This window comes from Candidatus Zixiibacteriota bacterium (assembly GCA_036397555.1).
In the GTDB taxonomy this organism is placed as follows: Bacteria; Zixibacteria; MSB-5A5; order WJJR01; family WJJR01; genus DATKYL01.
In genome coordinates this window covers 105,365-124,444 of the sequence record DASWIS010000035.1, presented here as the reverse complement: position 1 = coordinate 124,444, position 19,080 = coordinate 105,365, and the positions used below count along the sequence as shown (strand labels likewise).

Annotated in this window: 20 protein-coding genes; 11 read left to right on the top strand and 9 right to left on the bottom strand. The window is 59.6% G+C overall.

Features of this window, described 5'->3' with window-relative positions; genetic code table 11:
* Nucleotides 1-60: 60 nt before the first annotated feature.
* The 4 genes from VGB22_11095 to gyrA all read right to left on the bottom strand — a co-directional run bounded on the left by VGB22_11095 (nucleotide 61) and on the right by gyrA (nucleotide 4,008).
* Entirely contained in the window at nucleotides 61-435 is a 375-nt protein-coding gene (locus VGB22_11095; protein HEX9751814.1) for a VOC family protein, read from the bottom strand.
* A complete protein-coding gene (locus VGB22_11090) occupies nucleotides 432-758 on the bottom strand; it encodes a transposase (protein HEX9751813.1) in 327 nt (108 codons plus the stop codon). The genes VGB22_11095 and VGB22_11090 overlap by 4 nt, the downstream gene beginning before the upstream one ends.
* 251 nt (nucleotides 759-1,009) lie before the next feature.
* A complete protein-coding gene (locus VGB22_11085) occupies nucleotides 1,010-1,522 on the bottom strand; it encodes a hypothetical protein (protein HEX9751812.1) in 513 nt (170 codons plus the stop codon).
* 17 nt (nucleotides 1,523-1,539) lie between these two features.
* Nucleotides 1,540-4,008, bottom strand: a complete 2,469-nt coding sequence (gene gyrA / locus VGB22_11080; GenBank protein ID HEX9751811.1) for a DNA gyrase subunit A — start codon at nucleotides 4,006-4,008, stop codon at nucleotides 1,540-1,542.
* Between the two features lie 279 nt (nucleotides 4,009-4,287).
* Between gyrA and tig the strand changes: the two genes are divergently transcribed.
* From tig to VGB22_11040, 8 genes are all read left to right on the top strand, one after another.
* Nucleotides 4,288-5,559, top strand: coding sequence for a trigger factor (gene tig, locus VGB22_11075; protein HEX9751810.1), 1,272 nt, complete (start codon nucleotides 4,288-4,290; stop codon nucleotides 5,557-5,559).
* 160 nt (nucleotides 5,560-5,719) lie between these two features.
* On the top strand, nucleotides 5,720-6,352 hold the full coding sequence (gene clpP / locus VGB22_11070; GenBank protein ID HEX9751809.1) for an ATP-dependent Clp endopeptidase proteolytic subunit ClpP: 633 nt from the start codon (nucleotides 5,720-5,722) through the stop codon (nucleotides 6,350-6,352).
* Between the two features lie 127 nt (nucleotides 6,353-6,479).
* Complete coding sequence (gene clpX / locus VGB22_11065) at nucleotides 6,480-7,802, top strand: ATP-dependent Clp protease ATP-binding subunit ClpX (protein HEX9751808.1); 1,323 nt, start codon at nucleotides 6,480-6,482, stop codon at nucleotides 7,800-7,802.
* A gap of 86 nt (nucleotides 7,803-7,888) precedes the next feature.
* A complete protein-coding gene (gene yihA, locus VGB22_11060) occupies nucleotides 7,889-8,497 on the top strand; it encodes a ribosome biogenesis GTP-binding protein YihA/YsxC (protein ID HEX9751807.1) in 609 nt (202 codons plus the stop codon).
* A 13-nt stretch (nucleotides 8,498-8,510) separates the two neighbouring features.
* Entirely contained in the window at nucleotides 8,511-9,806 is a 1,296-nt protein-coding gene (locus VGB22_11055; protein ID HEX9751806.1) for an adenylosuccinate synthase, read from the top strand.
* Between the two features lie 127 nt (nucleotides 9,807-9,933).
* Nucleotides 9,934-10,683: a TIGR04255 family protein gene (locus VGB22_11050; protein ID HEX9751805.1), complete on the top strand. Its 750-nt coding sequence runs from the start codon at nucleotides 9,934-9,936 to the stop codon at nucleotides 10,681-10,683.
* A 1-nt stretch (nucleotide 10,684) separates the two neighbouring features.
* On the top strand, nucleotides 10,685-10,930 hold the full coding sequence (locus VGB22_11045) for a hypothetical protein (protein HEX9751804.1): 246 nt from the start codon (nucleotides 10,685-10,687) through the stop codon (nucleotides 10,928-10,930).
* A complete protein-coding gene (locus VGB22_11040) occupies nucleotides 10,920-11,390 on the top strand; it encodes a type II toxin-antitoxin system VapC family toxin (protein HEX9751803.1) in 471 nt (156 codons plus the stop codon). The genes VGB22_11045 and VGB22_11040 overlap by 11 nt, the downstream gene beginning before the upstream one ends.
* A 56-nt stretch (nucleotides 11,391-11,446) precedes the next feature.
* On the opposite strand, the gene VGB22_11035 is transcribed toward VGB22_11040, so the two are convergent.
* From VGB22_11035 to VGB22_11015, 5 genes are all read right to left on the bottom strand, one after another.
* Nucleotides 11,447-12,448: an SDR family NAD(P)-dependent oxidoreductase gene (locus tag VGB22_11035; protein HEX9751802.1), complete on the bottom strand. Its 1,002-nt coding sequence runs from the start codon at nucleotides 12,446-12,448 to the stop codon at nucleotides 11,447-11,449.
* 63 nt (nucleotides 12,449-12,511) lie between these two features.
* Nucleotides 12,512-13,183 (bottom strand): molybdate ABC transporter permease subunit, encoded by a 672-nt coding sequence (gene modB, locus VGB22_11030; protein ID HEX9751801.1) that lies wholly within the window; start codon nucleotides 13,181-13,183, stop codon nucleotides 12,512-12,514.
* Complete coding sequence (gene modA / locus VGB22_11025; GenBank protein ID HEX9751800.1) at nucleotides 13,180-13,977, bottom strand: molybdate ABC transporter substrate-binding protein; 798 nt, start codon at nucleotides 13,975-13,977, stop codon at nucleotides 13,180-13,182. The genes modB and modA overlap by 4 nt, the downstream gene beginning before the upstream one ends.
* A complete protein-coding gene (locus tag VGB22_11020; GenBank protein ID HEX9751799.1) occupies nucleotides 13,974-14,576 on the bottom strand; it encodes a phosphatase PAP2 family protein in 603 nt (200 codons plus the stop codon). The genes modA and VGB22_11020 overlap by 4 nt, the downstream gene beginning before the upstream one ends.
* A gap of 84 nt (nucleotides 14,577-14,660) precedes the next feature.
* Nucleotides 14,661-15,128 (bottom strand): hypothetical protein, encoded by a 468-nt coding sequence (locus VGB22_11015; protein ID HEX9751798.1) that lies wholly within the window; start codon nucleotides 15,126-15,128, stop codon nucleotides 14,661-14,663.
* A gap of 214 nt (nucleotides 15,129-15,342) precedes the next feature.
* Here VGB22_11015 and bshB1 point away from each other — a divergent pair, with 214 nt between their 5' ends.
* The 3 genes from bshB1 to VGB22_11000 all read left to right on the top strand — a co-directional run bounded on the left by bshB1 (nucleotide 15,343) and on the right by VGB22_11000 (nucleotide 18,937).
* Nucleotides 15,343-16,083, top strand: coding sequence for a bacillithiol biosynthesis deacetylase BshB1 (bshB1, locus tag VGB22_11010; protein ID HEX9751797.1), 741 nt, complete (start codon nucleotides 15,343-15,345; stop codon nucleotides 16,081-16,083).
* 343 nt (nucleotides 16,084-16,426) lie between these two features.
* Complete coding sequence (locus VGB22_11005) at nucleotides 16,427-17,668, top strand: efflux RND transporter periplasmic adaptor subunit (GenBank protein HEX9751796.1); 1,242 nt, start codon at nucleotides 16,427-16,429, stop codon at nucleotides 17,666-17,668.
* A 15-nt stretch (nucleotides 17,669-17,683) separates the two neighbouring features.
* Entirely contained in the window at nucleotides 17,684-18,937 is a 1,254-nt protein-coding gene (locus VGB22_11000; GenBank protein ID HEX9751795.1) for an ABC transporter permease, read from the top strand.
* The last annotated feature ends 143 nt before the right edge of the window (nucleotides 18,938-19,080 follow it).

The window sequence follows — 19,080 nt, the reverse complement described above, 5'->3', positions numbered from 1 at the left end:
AGCCGGATAGAAGCGGCGCCAGCAGAAGTGCCGCGCACAATTTCATGCGTCGCAGAGTGGTCATGATTCATCCTGTGGTTTGTATTCGCAGAAGTACAGTTCATTGCCGTCGGGATCGGAGAATGGAGCCAGGCGCACCGGACCGTCATCGATGATCGGACAGTCGAAGTGCACACCGGCTTCGGTCAGTCGCGCCACCATGCCGTCTAATGGTTCCGGCGCATCCAGCCCGATGGAGATTGCCCCGCGACTGCCGGGTTTGGGCATTCCTTCGCCAGTCAGATGCAGTCCAATTACGAATCCCTTGCCCGCGTCAATCGACGCCCACTCGCCGCCGCCGGCGTACATGAGCTTCATGCCGAGCGTCCCGGTGTAGAATTTCAGCGCTCGGTCCATGTCGGAGACAAAGACCGTTGCATTGCCGCCGTAGATCATATCGCTGCCTCGGCTTTCAGTGTCAGCGCCATTGGGTTTGTATCGATGTATTGGCGCGTTTCGTGCAGATCATGTTCGTTGCGGATTACGTGTTCGTAGTAGTTGCGCTGCCAGACCTTAGCGCCGGGTGTGCCGCGTACGACGTTGATTCGTTTGGTCGTCGCACCCTTGAAACCTCGAACGATTGCTCCTAAAGTCTGTGAGGGCGACGCGAGATGAATCGTAGTGGTAGGGGCGTATTGCAATACGCCCCTACCACAATCCATGATGAACAAGATGGCATGGAAGTGGTCGGGCATGACGACGAAAGAGTCCAGTCGCACATTCGGACGAATCGATGGAGTTCGCGCCCATTCGTCCCTTACAACGAGGCCGTGTTCGCTCAGGTGTAGATTGCGGGACTGGAATGCGCCGAAGAGGCCCTGCTTTTCAGCTGTGCAGATTGTGATGAAATACGCCCCCTCAGCGGAATAGTCATATCCACGAAGTCTGATGCTGCGGCGGGACCTGTGTGGCAATTGGACGTTAGACATGACAGTCAATTGTAGGGGTGCATTACGATACGCCGTCATTGCTACGTTATTGTGCTCTTTTTGAGGGCTGAGACAACCGCATTGAGGTTATCGCGCTGTTCTCTCCAGCGAGTTTCCCAGAACGCAATCTCTTGACCCGCGAGTGACTTGTTGAAGTTGTCACGCTGTTTTGCAGCCTGATCGTTGATTCGCTGTTCGGCAGCCTGAGAATGAGCGGAGAAAAACCCTTGAAGTTTGTGCATCTCTTCAAATGTCAACCGGTCATAGAGAACTCCGGAGTTTAATAGCTGGTTGGTGACCGTCGAAAGCATCGTTGTCAAAGAAAACCACTTCAGGAACAGGCTGGGCGAATCAGTCGCAACCGCCTTCCTGTAATCATCAAGCCATGCGAGATTGAGCTCCACGCGATCGATATTCAGTTTCAACTCTCTAATGCAACCTCTAATCAAACGCGCGTCATGTTGTTTGGCCTTCCTCCATTCGACGGCAATATTGATTGCTGTGCCTGCCAAGATACCAATCAGAATGTAAAGAGCGGTCAGAATGGGTTCCATAGTTGATCCGATTTAACTCACTCCTGCTGTGCCCCGTTGCCATTCTCCCCATTCTCGCCTTCTTCTTCGGTGACCACGCGCGCGACATCGATGACCTTGTCGCCTTCGTCCAGATTGATCAGGCGCACGCCTTGTGTGGCGCGTCCCATGACGCGCAGCTTTTCGACACCCATGCGGATGATGATGCCGCGCTGCGAGATGATCATCAACTCGTCCTGATCGATGACTTCCTTGATCGAGATGACCTTGCCGTTGCGGTCGGTCGTCTTGATGTTGATGACGCCCTTGCCGCCGCGCTTGGTCAGTCGATAGTCGGCGATGTCGGAGCGTTTGCCATAGCCGTTCTCGGTCACCGAGATCAGGGTGGAGGCGCGCTTGACCACGACCATGCCGATGACGGCGTCGTCTTTGCCGAGAGAAACGCCGCGGACGCCGTAGGCCGTGCGTCCCATGGAACGGACATCGGTTTCGTGGAAACGCACTGCCTGGCCATCGCTGGTCGCCAGAATGATCTCGTTGGTGCCGTCGGTGATCCCCGCCTCGATTAACTCATCGCCCTCGGGCAGGTCCATGGCATTGATGCCGCCGCGACGTGGATTGGCAAACGCTGAGAGGGTGGTTTTCTTGATGGTCCCCTTGCGGGTCGCCATGACGATGAAATGCTCATCGTCGAATTGTTTGATCGGCGCAAAGGCGGTGATCTTCTCCTCCGGTCCCAATTGCAGCAGGTTGGCGATGTTTTTCCCCTTGGCGAGTTTGCCGCCCTGCGGCACCGTGTGCACTTTCAGCCAATAGCAGCGTCCGGCCGTGGTGAAAAACAGGATGTAATCATGCGTCGAAGCGATAAAGAGGTGCTCGACAAAGTCCTCGTCCTTGGTTCCCATGCCGCGGACGCCACGTCCGCCGCGCCCCTGCCGGCGATACGCGGAAACCGTCAGCCGCTTGATGTAGCCCTCATGCGAGATGGTGAGGACCACGTCTTCTTCGGCGATGAGGTCCTCGACGGAAAAATCGTCCTCGGCATCGATGATTTCGGTACGGCGCGCATCGCCATACTTGTCTTTCATCTCAAGCAATTCATCGCGGATGATGCCCATGCGCAGGTCCTTTGATGCCAGGATGCTGCGGAACTCTTCGATCGCCTTGATCAGCGATTCGTATTCGCTTTCGATCTTCTGACGCTCCAGCCCGGTCAGGCGCTGCAGGCGCATGTCGAGGATCGCCGCCGCCTGCACGTCGGAGAGGCCGAATTGCTCCATCAATCCGGTCTTGGCTTCGGCCGGTGTGGCCGACGCACGGATCAACTTGATGATCGCGTCGATGTGATCGAGCGCGACTTTGAGCCCTTCGAGGATGTGGGCGCGTTCCTCGGCCTTCTTGAGGTCGAATTCGGTGCGGCGGCGGATGATGTCGTGACGGTGCCGCAAAAACTCCGAGAGCATCTCGCGCATCGCCAACGTGCGCGGAATACCGTCGACCAGCGCCAGATTGATGATCCCAAAGGTGATCTGCATCTGGGTATGCTTGAACAGATTGTTCAGCACGATTTCGGGGATGGCGTCGCGTTTGAGCTCGATGACAATGCGCATGCCGTCACGGTCGGACTCGTCGCGCAAATCGGAGATGCCATCGAGCTTCTTGTCGCGCACCAAATCCGCGGTCTTCTCCAGGAGGTTGGACTTGTTGACCTGATAGGGAATCTCCGAGACGATGATGCTCTGCTTGCCGTTGGGCAGCGACTCCACATTGGCGCGCGCGCGGACCGTGATCTGGCCGCGTCCCGTGCGGTAGGCCTGGCCGATGCCGGCGCGGCCGACGATCATCCCGCCGGTCGGGAAGTCCGGACCCTTGACGTAGCGCAGCAGCTTGTCGTCGGCTACGTCCGGATCGGCGATCAGCGCCGTCAAGGCGTCGACGATTTCGCCGAGATTGTGCGGCGGGATGTTGGTCGCCATCCCGACCGCGATTCCCGAAGAGCCGTTGCAGAGTAAGTTCGGAAAACGGCTCGGCAGGACAGTCGGTTCCTCGAGCGTGTTGTCGTAGTTGGGGACACGCGCGACCGTTTCCTTCTCCATGTCGGCGAGCATCTCCACCGCAATCGCCGACATGCGCGCTTCGGTGTACCGCATCGCCGCCGCCGAATCCCCGTCGACCGAGCCGAAGTTTCCCTGACCGTCGATGAGCATGTAGCGCATGTTGAAATCCTGCGCCATGCGCACCAGCGTCGGATAGATGACCTGCTCGCCATGGGGATGGTAGTTTCCCGATGTATCGCCGCAGATTTTGGCGCACTTGCGGTGCCCCGCGCCCGGCGCCAGATTCAGATCGTTCATGGCCACCAGAATCCGGCGGTTCGACGGTTTGAGGCCGTCGGCGACATTCGGCAGCGCGCGCTGGGTGATGACCGACATCGAGTAGTCGAGATACGACGAACGCATCTCCTCTTCGAGGTAGACCGGGATCACACGTTCGCGTTCAAGTGCCATCGGATCCTCCGTTAATCCTGTAAAACCACTGCCCCCGGGCCCGACGCATCTGGGCCAACTTCCTTCAGGCCAGTAATTTACCCGTCACGCAGACGGCGTGCAACCCTTTAATGCAGGGCCGAATTGTTGAAGACATTGCCGGCGTGGCCTGTACCAATCTGAGCGGCGAAAACGATTGAGGAACCTATCGACGCCTGCGTATGTTGAGTTCGGCCGCTCCTCGGAGTGGCCATCGTATTGATTAGCCAGTCCGTCACGTGGAAGGAACGATTGCGGGCCATGGATTTGACTGCTGAAGTCACCAGCCAACAGGGATGGAAGCGAACCCTCAAGGTGACGGTTCCGGCCGCCGAGATCGAGACGGCGTTTGATCAGGCGACCAAGGTCTATCGCCAAAAGGCGAAGATTCCCGGATTTCGTCCCGGCAAAGCGCCCGAGAAGTTAATCAATGAACGCTTCGGCGGCGCCATTCATCAGGATGTGCTGGAGACCGTCGTGCCACGCGCGTTCGAGGGGGCGTTGCGGCAACTGACGCTCAATCCCATCGGCAATCCGGTCTTTTCAGGGCTCGATCTCAAGCGTGGAGTGGATCTGAGTTTCCAGGTCGAACTCGAAGTGCGCCCTGATCTTCCAGTCAACGGTTACAGGGGGCTGAAACTTAAGAGACTGATATACGAGGTCTCCGATGCCGACGTCGATGGCGCGATCGACCGTCTCCGCGATGAGGCGGCGACGCTGGTCGAGGTGGCGCGTCCCGCCCGGGAAGGCGATGTCGTCACTTGCAACCTGCAGAAAATCTACGACCGCAACAACCGCATTAAGAAATCGCAATACGACGGCGTGAAACTCGAGTTGCGTGAGGAGCGCGCCCGTCCCGAATTCCTCAAGGGCATCGTCGGGATGACGGTCGGCGAGGGCAAGGAGATCGAGGTGCAGTATCCTGCCGACGACACCGATCCCGATTTGGCCGGCAACACGGTGTTGTATCGCGCGTGGCTCCAATCGGTCTCGCAAAAGTTCCCGCCCGCAGCCGATGATGAATTCGCCAGGACCGTCACCGGCGGCAAGGCCGAAAATCTCGAGAAGCTTCGAGATGCCCTGCGTGCCGACATCGGGCACCGCGCCGCATCCGCCTCGGCCCGCGATCTGCGCCGTCAGATGCGGCGCGCGGTCGTCGATGCCAATCCGATCCCGGTGCCGGAAGGCTTCTTGGGTCGCTACTTGGACGATGTTACCAAGCGGGTGCAAGAGAGCAACCCGAAAGTATCCCCTGAGCAGGTGCGGCAGCAGTTTGCGCCGATGGCGACCGAGCAGTTTCGCTGGGACTATGCGCTCTACGAGATTGCCAAGACCGAGAAAATCGAAATCGCCGACACCGAGGTGAAAGAGATCATCAAGAGTTGGCCCCCCGGTGCGCCGGAGAAACCCGATCCGGAAAACATCCGCAACACTCTCCTGGAGAATAAAGTCTATGAGATGATACTGGCGGCGGCCGAGGTCGAGCAGGTTCCGTATACGGCGCCGTCGCAGTCACGGATCGTCAAGCCATGATCTCATCACGGATGACGCCGAAACGCGCTCGGCGCCACAGAGGCGCCGCTCAATCTGTTCTGTCAACGGCCGATCTTTACGGCATGGGGGTGGGTCAAACGTTGTCCCGGCCGCAGACAGCGGGCACAGTTCTCAACACCATCGCACACGCAGAGGAGTTATGAGCCAACCACACGACCGATCATCGTACGGACAGTTGATACCCATCGTCGTCGAACAGACCGGCCGCGGCGAACGCGCCTACGACATCTATTCGCGACTGCTCAAAGACCGCATCATCATGCTCGGGACGCCGATTGATGACAACGTCGCCAACGTCGTTGTCGCACAACTGCTGTTTTTAGCAGCCGAGGACGAAGAGCGCGACATCTTCCTGTATATCAATTCGCCGGGGGGATCGGTCTCGGCCGGATTGGCGATCTATGATACGATGCAGTTCATCAAACCGGCGGTGGCGACCACGTGTGTCGGCATGGCGGCGTCGATGGGCGCCGTGCTGCTGGCGGCCGGCGCCGCAGGCAAACGTGCCGCGTTGCCGAACGCCCGTGTGATGATCCACCAGCCATGGGGCGGTGTGCAGGGGCAGGTCTCCGACATCGAGATCCACGCGCGTGAGTTGTTGAAGATCAAGGAGCGGCTCAACCATATATTGGTTAAACACACCGGTCAGGACCTCTCGAAAATCGAGCACGACACCGACCGCAATTTCTTCATGTCGCCCGAAGAGGCGAAGACATACGGCATCATCGACGAAGTCTACGAAAAGAAGATTACGGAGAAGAAATCGAAGTAGTATATTCCGTTACGGCAATCATTGGCCCCTTCGGCGTGGGACATTCGCTATCGCCGTTCGGGGTCTGCGAGTGTGTTTTATTGATGGGCTGCGAATTCGCTGCAGACGTCAAACTATGAGGTGAGATTTGGCCAATCATCGCAACGAGCCCCCCGATCAGACCGGCAAAGCGACGGTCGGCGGCGGCGAGCCGCCGCACGGCAAAGACGAGTTCTGGCGCGGACGTTGCGCGTTCTGCGGCAAGGAACCGGCGCGCGCCCGCAAAGTCTTCTCGGGCTTTAATGCCCTCATCTGCGATGAGTGTGTCCGCACCTGCTATGGGCTGCTCTCCGAGGCGGCCGCCGAAGAGACGGCCGAGGAAGCTCCCGACCGCCAGACGCTGCCGCGTCCGCACGCGATCAAGGAGTTCCTCGATTCGTATATCATCGGACAGGACAAAGCGAAAAAGATCGTCTCGGTGGCCGTCTACAATCACTACAAGCGGGTGTTCTATCCGGAGCTGCAGGAGGAAGTCGAACTCGACAAGACCAACATTCTGCTGTTGGGACCGACCGGAACCGGCAAGACGCTCTTGGCACGCACATTGGCGCGCCGGCTGCAGGTGCCCTTTTGTATTGCCGATGCGACTGTTTTGACCGAAGCCGGATATGTCGGCGAAGATGTCGAGAATATCCTCGTGCGGCTATTGCAGGCGGCCGACTACAGTGTCCGTCGCGCCGAACGCGGGATCATCTACATCGACGAAATCGACAAGATCGCGCGCAAAGACGCCAACCCGTCGATCACGCGCGACGTCTCCGGCGAAGGCGTGCAGCAGGGTCTGCTGAAAATCCTCGAGGGGACAGTCGCCAATGTTCCCCCCAAGGGAGGACGCAAGCATCCGGAGCAGTCGTTCGTCAAGCTCGACACCAGGAACATTTTGTTCATCTGCGGCGGCGCATTCCACGGTCTCGAAGAAATCATCAAACGGCGCATCGGCAAAAAGAATGTCGGTTTTCATTCCGATCCCGAGGCGCTGGCGACTTTGACCGGTTCGGACATTCTGGCGCGCGTCGAGGCCGAAGACTTGCTCGAATACGGCCTGATTCCCGAGCTCATCGGGCGCCTGCCGGTGGCGGCGCCGATGGATGAGCTCGACCGCGAGGCGCTGTTGCGCATCCTGACCGAACCCAGAAACGCGCTCGTGCGTCAGTATCAGGCGCTCTTCGACATGGAGGGAGTCGCGCTGGAAATCCAACGCGACGCGCTCGATGAAGTGGTGGCACGTGCCCTGAAACGCAAGACCGGGGCCCGCGGCTTAAGATCATTCCTCGAAGGCGCGCTGTTGGAACTGATGTTTGAGCTGCCGTCGCTGACGGGGCTCAAGAAAGTCACGATCAACGGCGATGTGATCGCCGGGCGGGCGACGCCGGCATTGGAATTTGCCGAGGCCCGCAAGAAATCGGCCTGATGGTTGCCTCATCGGACATCGTATCTGTCACACCGATTCATCAGCCGACGAACACCCGACAACCCAATATCCGTTGAGCGATTGTTTTGGAAGCGCGCTTCCAACAGAGTGTTTTTGTGTCCGGCGATTTGCCGCAGGACAATCGCATCGAAGTGGCGGTGGCGGGAAAGTCGAACGTCGGCAAATCTTCGCTGCTCAACAAACTCGTCGGCGTGCGTGGTCTGGCTAAGACATCATCGTCGCCAGGGAAAACGCGATGCCTCAACTACTTTCTGATCACACCCGACACGGGGGCGGCGTTTTATCTCGTGGACATGCCGGGGTATGGATACGCCAAGGTCTCGCAGAAGATGCGCGATGACTGGGCGGCACTGATCGAGCGTTATCTGGACGACAGCAAACGCGCCGCGGGAATCATCGCGCTCTTCGATGCGCGGCGCGAACCGACCGAACAGGACACCGATTGGCTGGCATGGCTCGCCGAGGGTAGTCGGCCGTATCTGGTCGTGCTGACCAAAACCGACAAGTTGTCGGGCAATGAACGTGGGCAATCGCTTCGACGTTGGACCAGAGCAGTCGGCAACGCGGACGCCGCGCCGTTGATGACATCGGCGGTGACGGGCGAGGGGAAAGATCAGATCTGGGGATGGATCAATCGCGTGCGTCGTGGCCGTGGGGCTGCGGTCCGCGCGTAAGGAGAATATGGAAATGCCGAATCGCGTAGTACTGGGCGCCCAGTGGGGCGACGAAGGCAAAGGGAAAGTCATCGACGTTTTGGCGGGCGATGCCGACCTGGTGGCGCGGTTTGCCGGCGGAGCCAATGCCGGCCACACGGTCAAGATCGACGGACGCACGATCGCGCTGCACCTGCTGCCGGTCGGCGTGCTCAGCGAGCGGGCGCAGTCGCTGTTGGGCAACGGCGTGGTGATCGATCCCTCGGCGCTTTGCGCCGAGATCGACGAAGTCCGCCATCGCGGATTTGAGACCAAAGGACGTCTGTGGATTTCGGCGTCGGCGCATCTGGTGCTGCCGCATCATCGTTTGATCGAGGCGCACGGAGAATCATCGGCGGGTTGCACGAAGATCGGCACCACTAACCGCGGCATCGGCCCCGCCTATGCCGACAAAGCGGCCCGGCGCGGTGTCCGCACCGGCGATCTGGTCTCCGTCGAGCGGCTGCGCCGCGCAGTGCAAAACTCAGTGGGCTTCTGGGACGGGATCAGCAACGGCCTGCTCGCGCAAAACGGGCTGACTGTCGACGGCATGGTCAACGAGCTGCTCGGATACCGCGAACGCATTATCCCGATGCTGGTCGATGCCTCGCGCATGATCGATGATGCCGACCGTCGGGGCGCGACCATTCTCTTCGAGGGAGCGCAAGGCGCGCTGCTGGATATCGACTTCGGCACTTATCCCTTTGTTACATCCTCGACCACGACTATCGGCGGCGTGATGTCGGGTTTGGGCGTGTCGCCGCGCGTGATCGACCAGGTGGTCGGCGTGGTCAAGGCGTATACGACGCGCGTCGGCTTGGGCCCGTTTCCGACCGAGCAGGAAGGCACAGTCGCCGACCGCTTGCAGGAGCGCGGCCACGAATTCGGCGCGACCACCGGACGCAAGCGCCGCTGCGGCTGGCTCGATCTGCCGGCGCTCAAATACGCGGTTCGCATCAGCGGCATTTCGCATGTCGCGATCACCAAGCTCGATGTCCTCGATGAACTCGCCGAGATTCCGGTGTGTGTCGCCTACGACGACGGCGGCAAGCAGAGCGACGATGTGCCGATCGATATCACGCGGCTGGACTCGGTCAAGCCGGTCTACCGCAGTCTCCCCGGCTGGCAGACTCCGACCGCGGGCTGCACCGACTACGACGATCTGCCGTCCAACGCGCGGTCGTACCTGAAATACATCTGCGAATCGCTCGGCGTCGAAATGCTGATTGTCTCGACCGGCCCCGGCCGTGAAGAGACGATCTGTCTGGATCGAGCGGGGGCGGCGGTGTAGGTGGTGATGCCTCATTGACAGATTTTTCGCATTGATGCTGTCCAAAGCGAATTGCTTGGGGGGCGATAGACGTTAGAGATGGGTCTTGGACGATTGGGCAGAGGACTCTATTTTTCTTGGAGGTACGATGACACAAAGTCGAAAATATCGTAATCCTCCCGTGGTTGAGGCGCTCTGTGAACTGTTCTTCGAAGGCTCCAACTGGGACGAGGCAGTTCCGGGGCAGTTTTACGAACGGGTGAAAAAACGTTTCCCTGAGAAGGCACAGCGCGAGGCACAACAAGCTCACGTCGCTATGTCGTCGACGGGCGAAGCAACAGCCGGAGTACGACGGTTGCCTCCTCGACTCCAGTTTTTGACCCCGGACCGGAACAGAATGATTCAACTCGAGCAGGATCTGCTCGTCGTCAATCAACTTCCGCCCTACCCGCATTTTGAAGACTGGCAGCCGGAGATCAGCTCTGCACTCGAGGCCTATCGCAAACTGACCAGTCCCACAGGAGTAAAGCGACTCGGAATTCGTTACATTAACAGAATTGTGATTCCTCACTCTCCCATCGATCTAGAGGATTATTATACCGTTTACCCCAATCTTCCGAGAGATATGGGAAACGTTCTCGAGGGATTCTTGGTTAGATTTGAAATACCACGACAGAACGAGAATCACACGGTTCTTGTCACTTTGGCGGCGGCTCCCGCCGAGAAGCCTGGAGAGGTTTCCCAGCTTCTAGACTTGTATGACGTTTACCAACCATCGGAACCAATCGCTTTAAGTGACGTAGATCATCACGTTTTAGCGGCCCACAAAAACGTACAAGCCGCTTTCGAGGGAAGCATTACTGAGCAGTTAAGGAAACTGTTCGCGCCAGAGGATTGACATGACCAGTATTACGATTGAAGAGCAAGAAACACCATATCGCCACGTCGTGTCGATCAATGCTGTGCGAGACGCTGTACGTCTCCTGATCGCGCCCACCGAGCCTCGCGGGGAAAACTCCATCTATCTACTACGAGTGACTCGACCAAAGAATCGCAGCATTCTTTCGCTCGAAGGGCTCGGGAGTGAAATCTGGCGCGGGGTCGATCCGGTCAATTACGTGCGCGAGCTCCGCGATGAATGGTAGCCTTGCCAGCAGATTGAAGGGCAAACGACGCGTCCACGTCGATTCAAACGTCCTGATTTACTTTCTTCAGAATAATCCCGATTACGTTTCGCTCGTACGGCCATTATTTGAACTAATCGCAGAGGGTCAGATGGTCGGCATCTCGTCGTATATCACGCTTCTTGAAATCATGGTCCGGCCGCTCCGCGAAGGGAAAACGGCGCTGGCACTGGAATATCGCGACTACCTGGTCAGTTCGCGCAACTTTGAACTATTTCCAGTCGACAGAGTGATCGCTCAAGAGGGTGCGGACATTCGGGCTACACTCAACCTGAAACCACCTGATGCAATACAACTGGCCACTGCTCTCACACAACGCGCCGACGTATTTCTAACAAATGACATCCAACTGCGTCGATTCAACCGCGTGGAAGTTATAGTTCTCGACGAACTACTGGAAGCACCTGCGCAGGATCAGTGAGCGATTCACTGCTTCCAATTCACGCGATGCTTCTCTCCGCGTGAGTGGCCTCGGCGTCAGGTCGTGTACTGCTCGTGGGGCAGGCGAGCGGCGTGTGATGCAGACTCTTGCTTCATCATCCAGTCGATGACTTTGGTGATTCCTGATTTCACATCCACCGTCGGGTTCCAGCCCATCAGGTCGCTGGCACGGGAGTAGTCGCAGCAGAGGCGTTCGACCTCGGACTGTGCGGGACGGATGCGCTGCGGTTCGGTGACGACATCGAGCGGTTTGCCCAGGATCTCCCCGACAATCTTCACGACATCGCCGATTGAAGTCTCCACTCCGGTGCCGATGTGCAGTTCGGTGCCCGGCGGCAGATCTGCTGTCGCCGCGGCGATGAATCCCGACACCGTATCGGCGACATACAGAAAGTCGCGTGTCGGATCGGTCGCGCCCAGACGAATCACGTTCCCGGTCAGCGCCTGACGGATGATTGTCGGGATGACTGCGCGCGGCGACTGGCGCGGGCCATAGGTGTTAAACGGCCTCAGGATCACCGCGGGTAGATCGAAGGCACGAGCGTATGACTCGACCAACGCATCGGCGCCGATCTTCGACGCCGCATACGGCGACTGTCCACGACGAGAATGATCGAGCGTGATCGGCACGAATTGCGCGGTGCCGTAGACCTCCGATGTCGACGTATGCACCAGCCGCCTCACGCCCGCATCGCGACAGGCATTAAGAACATGCAGAGTGCCGACGACGTTGGTCTGCACGTAGTCTGTGGGATTCTGATACGAAAACGGAATCCCGATTAATGCGCCAAGATGGAAAACATACTCGCAACCGTTTACTACGCTTCGAACCGCTTCAGGGTCTTTCAGATCACCGCGGACGATTTCGATCTTGTCAAGGTTGGGCAGTTCTGCGAGATGGCCCAGGCGGTTTTGTGAGTCATAACGCAGCAGGGCGCGAACGCGCGAGCCCAATCCCATCAATCGTTCGGTCAGATGCGAGCCGATGAATCCGGCCGCGCCGGTGACAAGGACACGCTTTGTCGACAGCGGGTTCATATTGTAATCATCGGATGATTCTTCGGCTGACCGTAGGGGCACGGCGCGCCGTGCCCCTACGGCTCATTGAACAACACTGCGGCGATTCAGTATCACGGTTGCCCAGCCGATCGTGGCGAGAGCAAGAATCGCCGCGATCAATACGAGCCGCAACGCGCCGGCGTCATCGCCGATTTGCACGCGCTGGTAGATGGCCGAGGGAATCGTCTGCGTCATTCCCGGAATGTTTCCGGCAACGATCACGGTCGCGCCGAATTCACCCAATGCGCGTCCGAACGCCAGCAACACACCCGAACCGATACCGGCTTTCGTTTGTGGCCAGATCACTGACCGGAGAATCAGGACGCGGCCGGCGCCGAAACCGCGCGCCGTGTCGACCAATCGTTCATCGACTCCGGCAAATGCCGCCGCCGCGCTGCGGGCAAGAAGCGGAAAGGCGACGATTCCCGACGCCAGTATCGCGCCCCACGGTGTGAACGCGGGTGTACCTCCAATCGCATCCCAGACCGATCCGAGCGGCCCGCGCGGCGACGAGAGATAGAGTACGGCAAACCCAGTCACAACCGGCGGCAATACCAACGGCAATGCGACAACGGATTCGATCAGGGCGCGTCCTCGCAGTTTCCTGCGTCCGAGTAGTCCGCCGACTGCGATCCCGGGAATCGTGATCCATGCGGTCGCCCCGAGTGCGATCACCAGCGACAGACGCAGCGCATCCCAATCGGCCTGCGTCACTGTCCACCTGCCGACAAACGCATCTGTTGCGGCAACGGCTGAAATCCCGCCTGTGCAAACACCGATCGCGCGCGTTCGGAAATCAGGAAACCGAGCAGTTCGGCGCGTGACGCATCGTTTGCGGGCATCCGGTCGAGCACGACCAATCCATATACAACAGGAGGATAAAGCGTGTCGGGAACGATGCAACCGATGCGCAAATCCGTGAACGGCCGCAGGTCGGTCTCATAGACGATCGCCGCATCGGCCAATCCGACGCGCAGCGTTCGCGTCGCCGCCGCGGCATTCTCCGCGATGATCATGCGGTCCTGCACCTGCCCAGAGAGGCCGCACTGGCGCAATGCGGCTTCGGCATACCGCCCGACCGGTGCTGACTGTGGATCGGCGATCACGATGTGTGCGATCGCTTCCGCTTTCAAATCAGCCAATGAATCGACGCGGTACGTTGCGTTTTTATGCACCGCGACGACCAGCCGATTGGTCAGCCACGGAGTCCATGCCGCTATGCGGTCGACGTCGCCGTCGAGCAACCGTTCGATCCATGTCGTGTCGGCGGTGAGAAACAGATCGGCCCGCGCGCCGCTGCGGATCTGCTGCGCGAGCATCCCCGATGCGCCGTAGGCGACCCGCACGTCGGTGTCGTTTTCCCGCTCAAACTCCGACAGCAATGAATCCAGAGGATTCTGCAGCGATGCCGCCGCGAGGATCACCAGCGGTTTCTTCTGCTTACCGGGAGAGCACGCTCCCAGGATTGCCAAAAGCAGCATCGTCCAGCCGACGATCCGCGCCATCATCGGTCCCCCGCTCCGCCGGGTGCTGAAGGCGTATCGGCGAAAACCCGCCAACGAGCCAGCAACACGCGCAGATGACGCCGATACAGCGAGATCATCCCCAGCCCGCAGAGGCCGCCGTAGACCCAGCCGCCCAGCAAGTCGAAGGGATAATGAACGCCGACATAGACGCGTGAATACGAAACCAGGACAGACACCCCGATCAACGTCCAGAGCCACCGACGATAAAGCAGACCGAAGAAGAGCGCGGCCGCCATGGTCGATGTCGCATGACCCGATGGAAACGACAAGGTCCGGCCGCAGCGGGTCAGGATGCGCGCCCCCTCGACATCGTGGCAGGGACGGGGCCGTCCCACCAACGGCTTGAGCAGATACGATGCCGTCTGATCGGTGATCGCGACCAGTACGATAGCAATCAGCACGACCGCCCGCCCTTTACCTCCGCCGAAAACAACCAGTGGAATCAATGCCGCCGCAACCGCATAACGGATGTATGTGATCGACGTCACGATCGGCATGAGCCAGTCGAAGAATTCGTTGGCGGAGCCGACGTTGAGTTGCAGAAACAGACGGGTATCGATGGCGATCAGCCAGTCGGGCATCGCGACAGTCCCTCTTCGACGGACAGTCTAACAGGAATGGTCGCGCGAAGCGATGTTTAAGGAGAATCTAACAGACAGTCGCGTTCAGTCGGTACAGGGATCGCAACGCTGGTCGTCGTCGCGGAAAGCGGTGGACACGACGACCACGGCATCAAAGACGTTGATCAGTCCGTCACAGGTGACATCGGCGCGATTCTTGTGCGGACAGTACGGGTCGGCAAGCGGCATTTCACCATTGCGGAAGGCAATGTTCACGAGAATGACCACGTCGAAGACAGTGATGATTCCGTCTTCGTCGAAGTCACCCTGGTAACGGCAGTCGCATGCCACGCCATACCAGAAACCGTCGTCGACTCGGGCATCCGCCGATTGCCGCCGGATGACTGCGGTCTGTCCCGCCGAACCGCCGATCGCGCCGCCGCTGGTCAGGCCGCCCTGGTCGACCGTGGCGGCATCGGCCAGGGAGAGCATCAACAGTCCCAGCAGCCCGATGCACCATGTCCGCCGCAGCGACGGCCACGACGGTTGGCGCCAATGTCGCATTCGTCCCATGTTACGTGTCGCACCCTGCTCCGAGAGTTTTATCGGCAGGCACGGGACATCATCAAGTCGATGTCGGTGCATCCCCGGCGGTGGTAAAAGACCCGTCTGTAAGATACTCATTGTTTGGCTGGAGGCAATGAGGGTAACCGCGAGTCGTATTCCCAATGTTCCCCTTGGCTCGACCCGAACGGGCCAATAACTTTGGGGCATGTCCGCGAAGCGCATGCACAAATCGCATCCCGCCGCCGCCCCGTACGACCTGATCTCTGTCGGAGCACACCCCGATGATGTCGAGGTCGGCACCGGCGGTGTCCTATGCAAGATGGCGCAGCAGGGACGGAAAGTCGGGATCGTTCTTCTCACCGAAGGTGAGATGGGGACCGGGGGCAACCGGGGTGTCCGTCGCAAGGAGGCCGATGAAGCCGCCCGCATCATGGGTGCGACGATCATCAAACGATTCGACTGGGGTGACTCGAAACTGGCCGACAGCTACGAGCACCGCGCGGCGCTGGCGGCGCTCATCCGCAAACACCGTCCCCGAATCATCCTCGCCCCGCATTGGGATGGATTCACGGGACGGCGGCAATCACACCCCGACCATCTGGCGGCTGGGCGCATTGTCATGAACGCCGCCAACCTCGCTTCGTTGGCAAAGCTCGGCGGTCCGCACGACGCACATCGCGTGGCGGCAATCTATCACTACTTTCTCCCTTCGAGCGTCAGCCCGTCGTTTGTCGTCGACATCTCCGCCCAGTTTGACCAGTGGATGGCGGCGCTCTCCGCGCACAAGACGCAGTTTCTCAACCCGAGGAAGACCCGCGACTATATGTGGTCGCTGGACACGATGGCCCGCTCCTTCGGAGCGCGGATCGGTGTTCGATACGGACAGGGGTTTCTCTCGGCGGAACCGTTGCGCATCGACGACCCCATGACCCTCGTACAGGGCGACCAAGTTGTGATCTGACCCCCAGCAATCAGACTCCTGCCTCACCCGAACGAGCTCCATCGGGGTATATCCTTCTGATTGAATGCGTGGCTGAACGGAACGGTTCAAATCAGGACGCCGTGGTTCAGCTTCGAATCTTGTCAAATAGTCGGGTCTGGCAGCCGCATTCGAGGGAGCCACTAACAGCTTGGGTGGTATTATATTCCATGTGCGGTCAGAGAGCTGTCCGAGACAGACTGATTGGACGGTTGCTATCCCACAAGCAGGTACATGCGTCCGGGATGGGTAGTCACACGGGCATTTTAGTCACTGCGAATGCAACGGGCGCGGTCGTAGGATTGGTCGAAAGGGCGGCTGTGGAATGAAGCGGATCATCTGGGGAGTCATCATCGTCGCGTTAGTCGCCGGCGGGTATTGGTGGTACTCGAATCGCGGTGATGACGCGGCCACGGCCCTGTCGTTTGTGCGCGAGGCCGTCGCCGAACGAGGCGATCTGGTCGTATCGATCACCGCTACGGGTCGGATCGATCCGGTCGAGCAGGTCGAGGTCAAATCGAAGGCTTCCGGCGAAATCATCGAATTGCCGATCCAGGAGGGGAGCTTTGTTCATAAGGGAGATCTGATCGCGCGGCTCAACCGGGTCACGGCTGAAAACGACTATGAACAGGCCAAAGCCGATTTGGCGGTTGCCGAAGCGACTGTGCGGCAGCGTCAACGCGAACGCGACCGGGCCCAATCGCTGATGGAACAGGGCCTGGCATCGGCCAATGAACTCGATCAAGTCGTGCTGACCTATGAGCAGGCCAACTCGCAATTTGTGCGTGCACGGGCCGCGCTCTCAACGGCGCAGGAGCGATTGGAGGATACCGAAGTCCGCGCACCGATTGACGGTATCGTATTGACACGGCCCGTCGAGATCGGCCAGGTCATCTCCTCGGGGACCACGACCGTGACCGGCGGCACGTTGTTGTGCACCGTGGCCCGGATGGACAAAGTGTACGTTGTCGCCGACGTCGATGAGACCGACATCGGGCGCGTCGAGCCCGGCTTGGTCGCCAAAATCAGCCCCGATGCCTTCTCCGATCTGAGTCTGGAGGGCATCGTCCAGCGCATCGCGCCGCTGGCCAAAGTCGAGCAGAATGTCACGGTTTTCGAGGTCACCGCGCTCGTCAAAAACGAGGATTTCCTTCTGAAGGCGGGAATGAACGCCACCTGCGAGATTGTGATCGCCGAGTCGCGCAACACGATCATGATACCGGCGCGCGCGGTGCAGATGCGCCCACGCGAGACGCGCCCCGAAAACCGCGACACCACCAATGTTCCACGCCAGTTCTCCGCAAGCGATGCGATTGCCGGCGAGGGACCGCCGCGTCGTGGGGGCCGGATGGGACCGGCCGTCGAAGTACGGAGCAACGGACTGACTCAGTGGCGCCCGGTCACAACCGGCCTGTCCAACTACGAAGACATCGAAATCGTCGAGGGTGTGGCCGAGGGCGATACCGTTCTCTACAATCTGTCTTCCGGCGCCCTGCAGCAACGCGCCGATTTTCGTGACCGCATGCGCGAACGCAGCAGTGTGCCGGGCATGCAGCGCTCCCGCTGAGGCAATCCGGAGCACATGAGCTCATCAGACACAGGCGTACGCGTCGGTTCCGGCATCAGTCTGGGCGAAGCCATGGGTGTGGCGACCACCGCGCTCAGCTCCAACAAGATGCGCTCGGCGCTGACCATGCTGGGGATCATCATCGGAGTGGCCGCGGTCATCACCATGGTGGCGCTCGGCACCGGGGCCCAGCGGGCGGTCACCGATCGCATCACGTCTCTGGGCGCCAATCTGCTCTTTGTTCGACCGGGTGCTTCGATGATGGGGCATGTGCGACTGGCAGCGGGCGCCGTCGAATCGCTCGATCAGGATGACGCGGATGCGTTGGCGAAGGAGTGTCCCTCCATCACCGCCGTCGTACCCGAAGCCAGCGGCTCCTATCAGGTCAAATACGAAAACAAAAACTGGAACACTCGCGTGACAGGCACGACCGCCGACTTCGAATGGGTGCGCAATTCGCCGGTCGCCAACGGCGAGTTCTTCACGGTTTCTGATGACGCGCGACGGCAGCGCGTCTGTGTCATCGGCAAGATCGTCGCCGATAATCTGTTCGGCGAAGATGACCCGATCGGCCGCACGATCAAGATTCGCGGCATCAACTTCGCGGTCAAAGGCGTGCTGCAGGAGAAGGGATCGCAGGGGTGGTTTAATCCCGACGACATGATTTTAGTGCCGTTGCAGACAGCGCTCTATCGTGTGTTGGGACGCGACACGTACGGGTCGGTCACGCTGCGCGTCGCCGATGAGAGTCTGATGGACCTGGCGACGGTCGAAGTTGAGAATGTCCTGCGGCGGCGTCACAATCTCGCTGAAGGCCAGGAGAACGATTTTTCGGTACGCTCCAACAACGACGTCAGCGCCACATTGGGCGAGACCACGCAGACGTTTACCGCGCTGTTGGCGTCGGTGGCGCTCGTATCCCTGCTGGTCGGCGGGATCGGCATCATGAACATCATGCTCGTTTCGGTCACCGAACGCACGCGCGAGATCGGCGTGCGCATGGCATTGGGCGCGCGCCGTCGCGACATCCTGACACAGTTTCTGATCGAATCGACCTCGCTGGCGGTGATCGGTGGGATCGTCGGCATCGCATTGGGGATCGGGCTGACGGTGGCGCTGGCGCGCTTCTACGGCTGGAATACGCTGGTCTCGCCGCAGTCGGTCCTGCTCTCATTCGGGTTCTCCGCGGTGGTCGGCATCTTTTTCGGGATGTACCCGGCGCGCAAAGCCGCGCTATTGGACCCGATCGATGCGCTGCGCTACGAGTAGCGAATTTCCAATCACAGCTTGAAGTCGTAACGATTTGTCCGCTATGATGGCCGTGGCCTGCTGGTGGCGAAGTGTGCGGGTCAGCCTCTGGGGGGCCGGGGGTCGATGACCCGGGCGACTTCGTTCGTCGCGATCTCATCGTT

Coding starts and splice junctions, on each gene's coding strand:
- modA (HEX9751800.1), bottom strand. CDS start 13,977: ATGATGGCGCGGATCGTCGGCTGGACGATGCTGCTTTTGGCAATCCTG.
- VGB22_11055 (HEX9751806.1), top strand. CDS start 8,511: ATGCCGAATCGCGTAGTACTGGGCGCCCAGTGGGGCGACGAAGGCAAA.
- VGB22_11020 (HEX9751799.1), bottom strand. CDS start 14,576: ATGCCCGACTGGCTGATCGCCATCGATACCCGTCTGTTTCTGCAACTC.
- VGB22_11095 (HEX9751814.1), bottom strand. CDS start 435: ATGATCTACGGCGGCAATGCAACGGTCTTTGTCTCCGACATGGACCGA.
- VGB22_11045 (HEX9751804.1), top strand. CDS start 10,685: ATGACCAGTATTACGATTGAAGAGCAAGAAACACCATATCGCCACGTC.
- VGB22_11050 (HEX9751805.1), top strand. CDS start 9,934: ATGACACAAAGTCGAAAATATCGTAATCCTCCCGTGGTTGAGGCGCTC.
- VGB22_11035 (HEX9751802.1), bottom strand. CDS start 12,448: ATGAACCCGCTGTCGACAAAGCGTGTCCTTGTCACCGGCGCGGCCGGA.
- clpP (HEX9751809.1), top strand. CDS start 5,720: ATGAGCCAACCACACGACCGATCATCGTACGGACAGTTGATACCCATC.
- VGB22_11085 (HEX9751812.1), bottom strand. CDS start 1,522: ATGGAACCCATTCTGACCGCTCTTTACATTCTGATTGGTATCTTGGCA.
- bshB1 (HEX9751797.1), top strand. CDS start 15,343: ATGCACAAATCGCATCCCGCCGCCGCCCCGTACGACCTGATCTCTGTC.
- VGB22_11000 (HEX9751795.1), top strand. CDS start 17,684: ATGAGCTCATCAGACACAGGCGTACGCGTCGGTTCCGGCATCAGTCTG.
- tig (HEX9751810.1), top strand. CDS start 4,288: ATGGATTTGACTGCTGAAGTCACCAGCCAACAGGGATGGAAGCGAACC.
- VGB22_11005 (HEX9751796.1), top strand. CDS start 16,427: ATGAAGCGGATCATCTGGGGAGTCATCATCGTCGCGTTAGTCGCCGGC.
- VGB22_11015 (HEX9751798.1), bottom strand. CDS start 15,128: ATGGGACGAATGCGACATTGGCGCCAACCGTCGTGGCCGTCGCTGCGG.
- VGB22_11040 (HEX9751803.1), top strand. CDS start 10,920: ATGAATGGTAGCCTTGCCAGCAGATTGAAGGGCAAACGACGCGTCCAC.
- gyrA (HEX9751811.1), bottom strand. CDS start 4,008: ATGGCACTTGAACGCGAACGTGTGATCCCGGTCTACCTCGAAGAGGAG.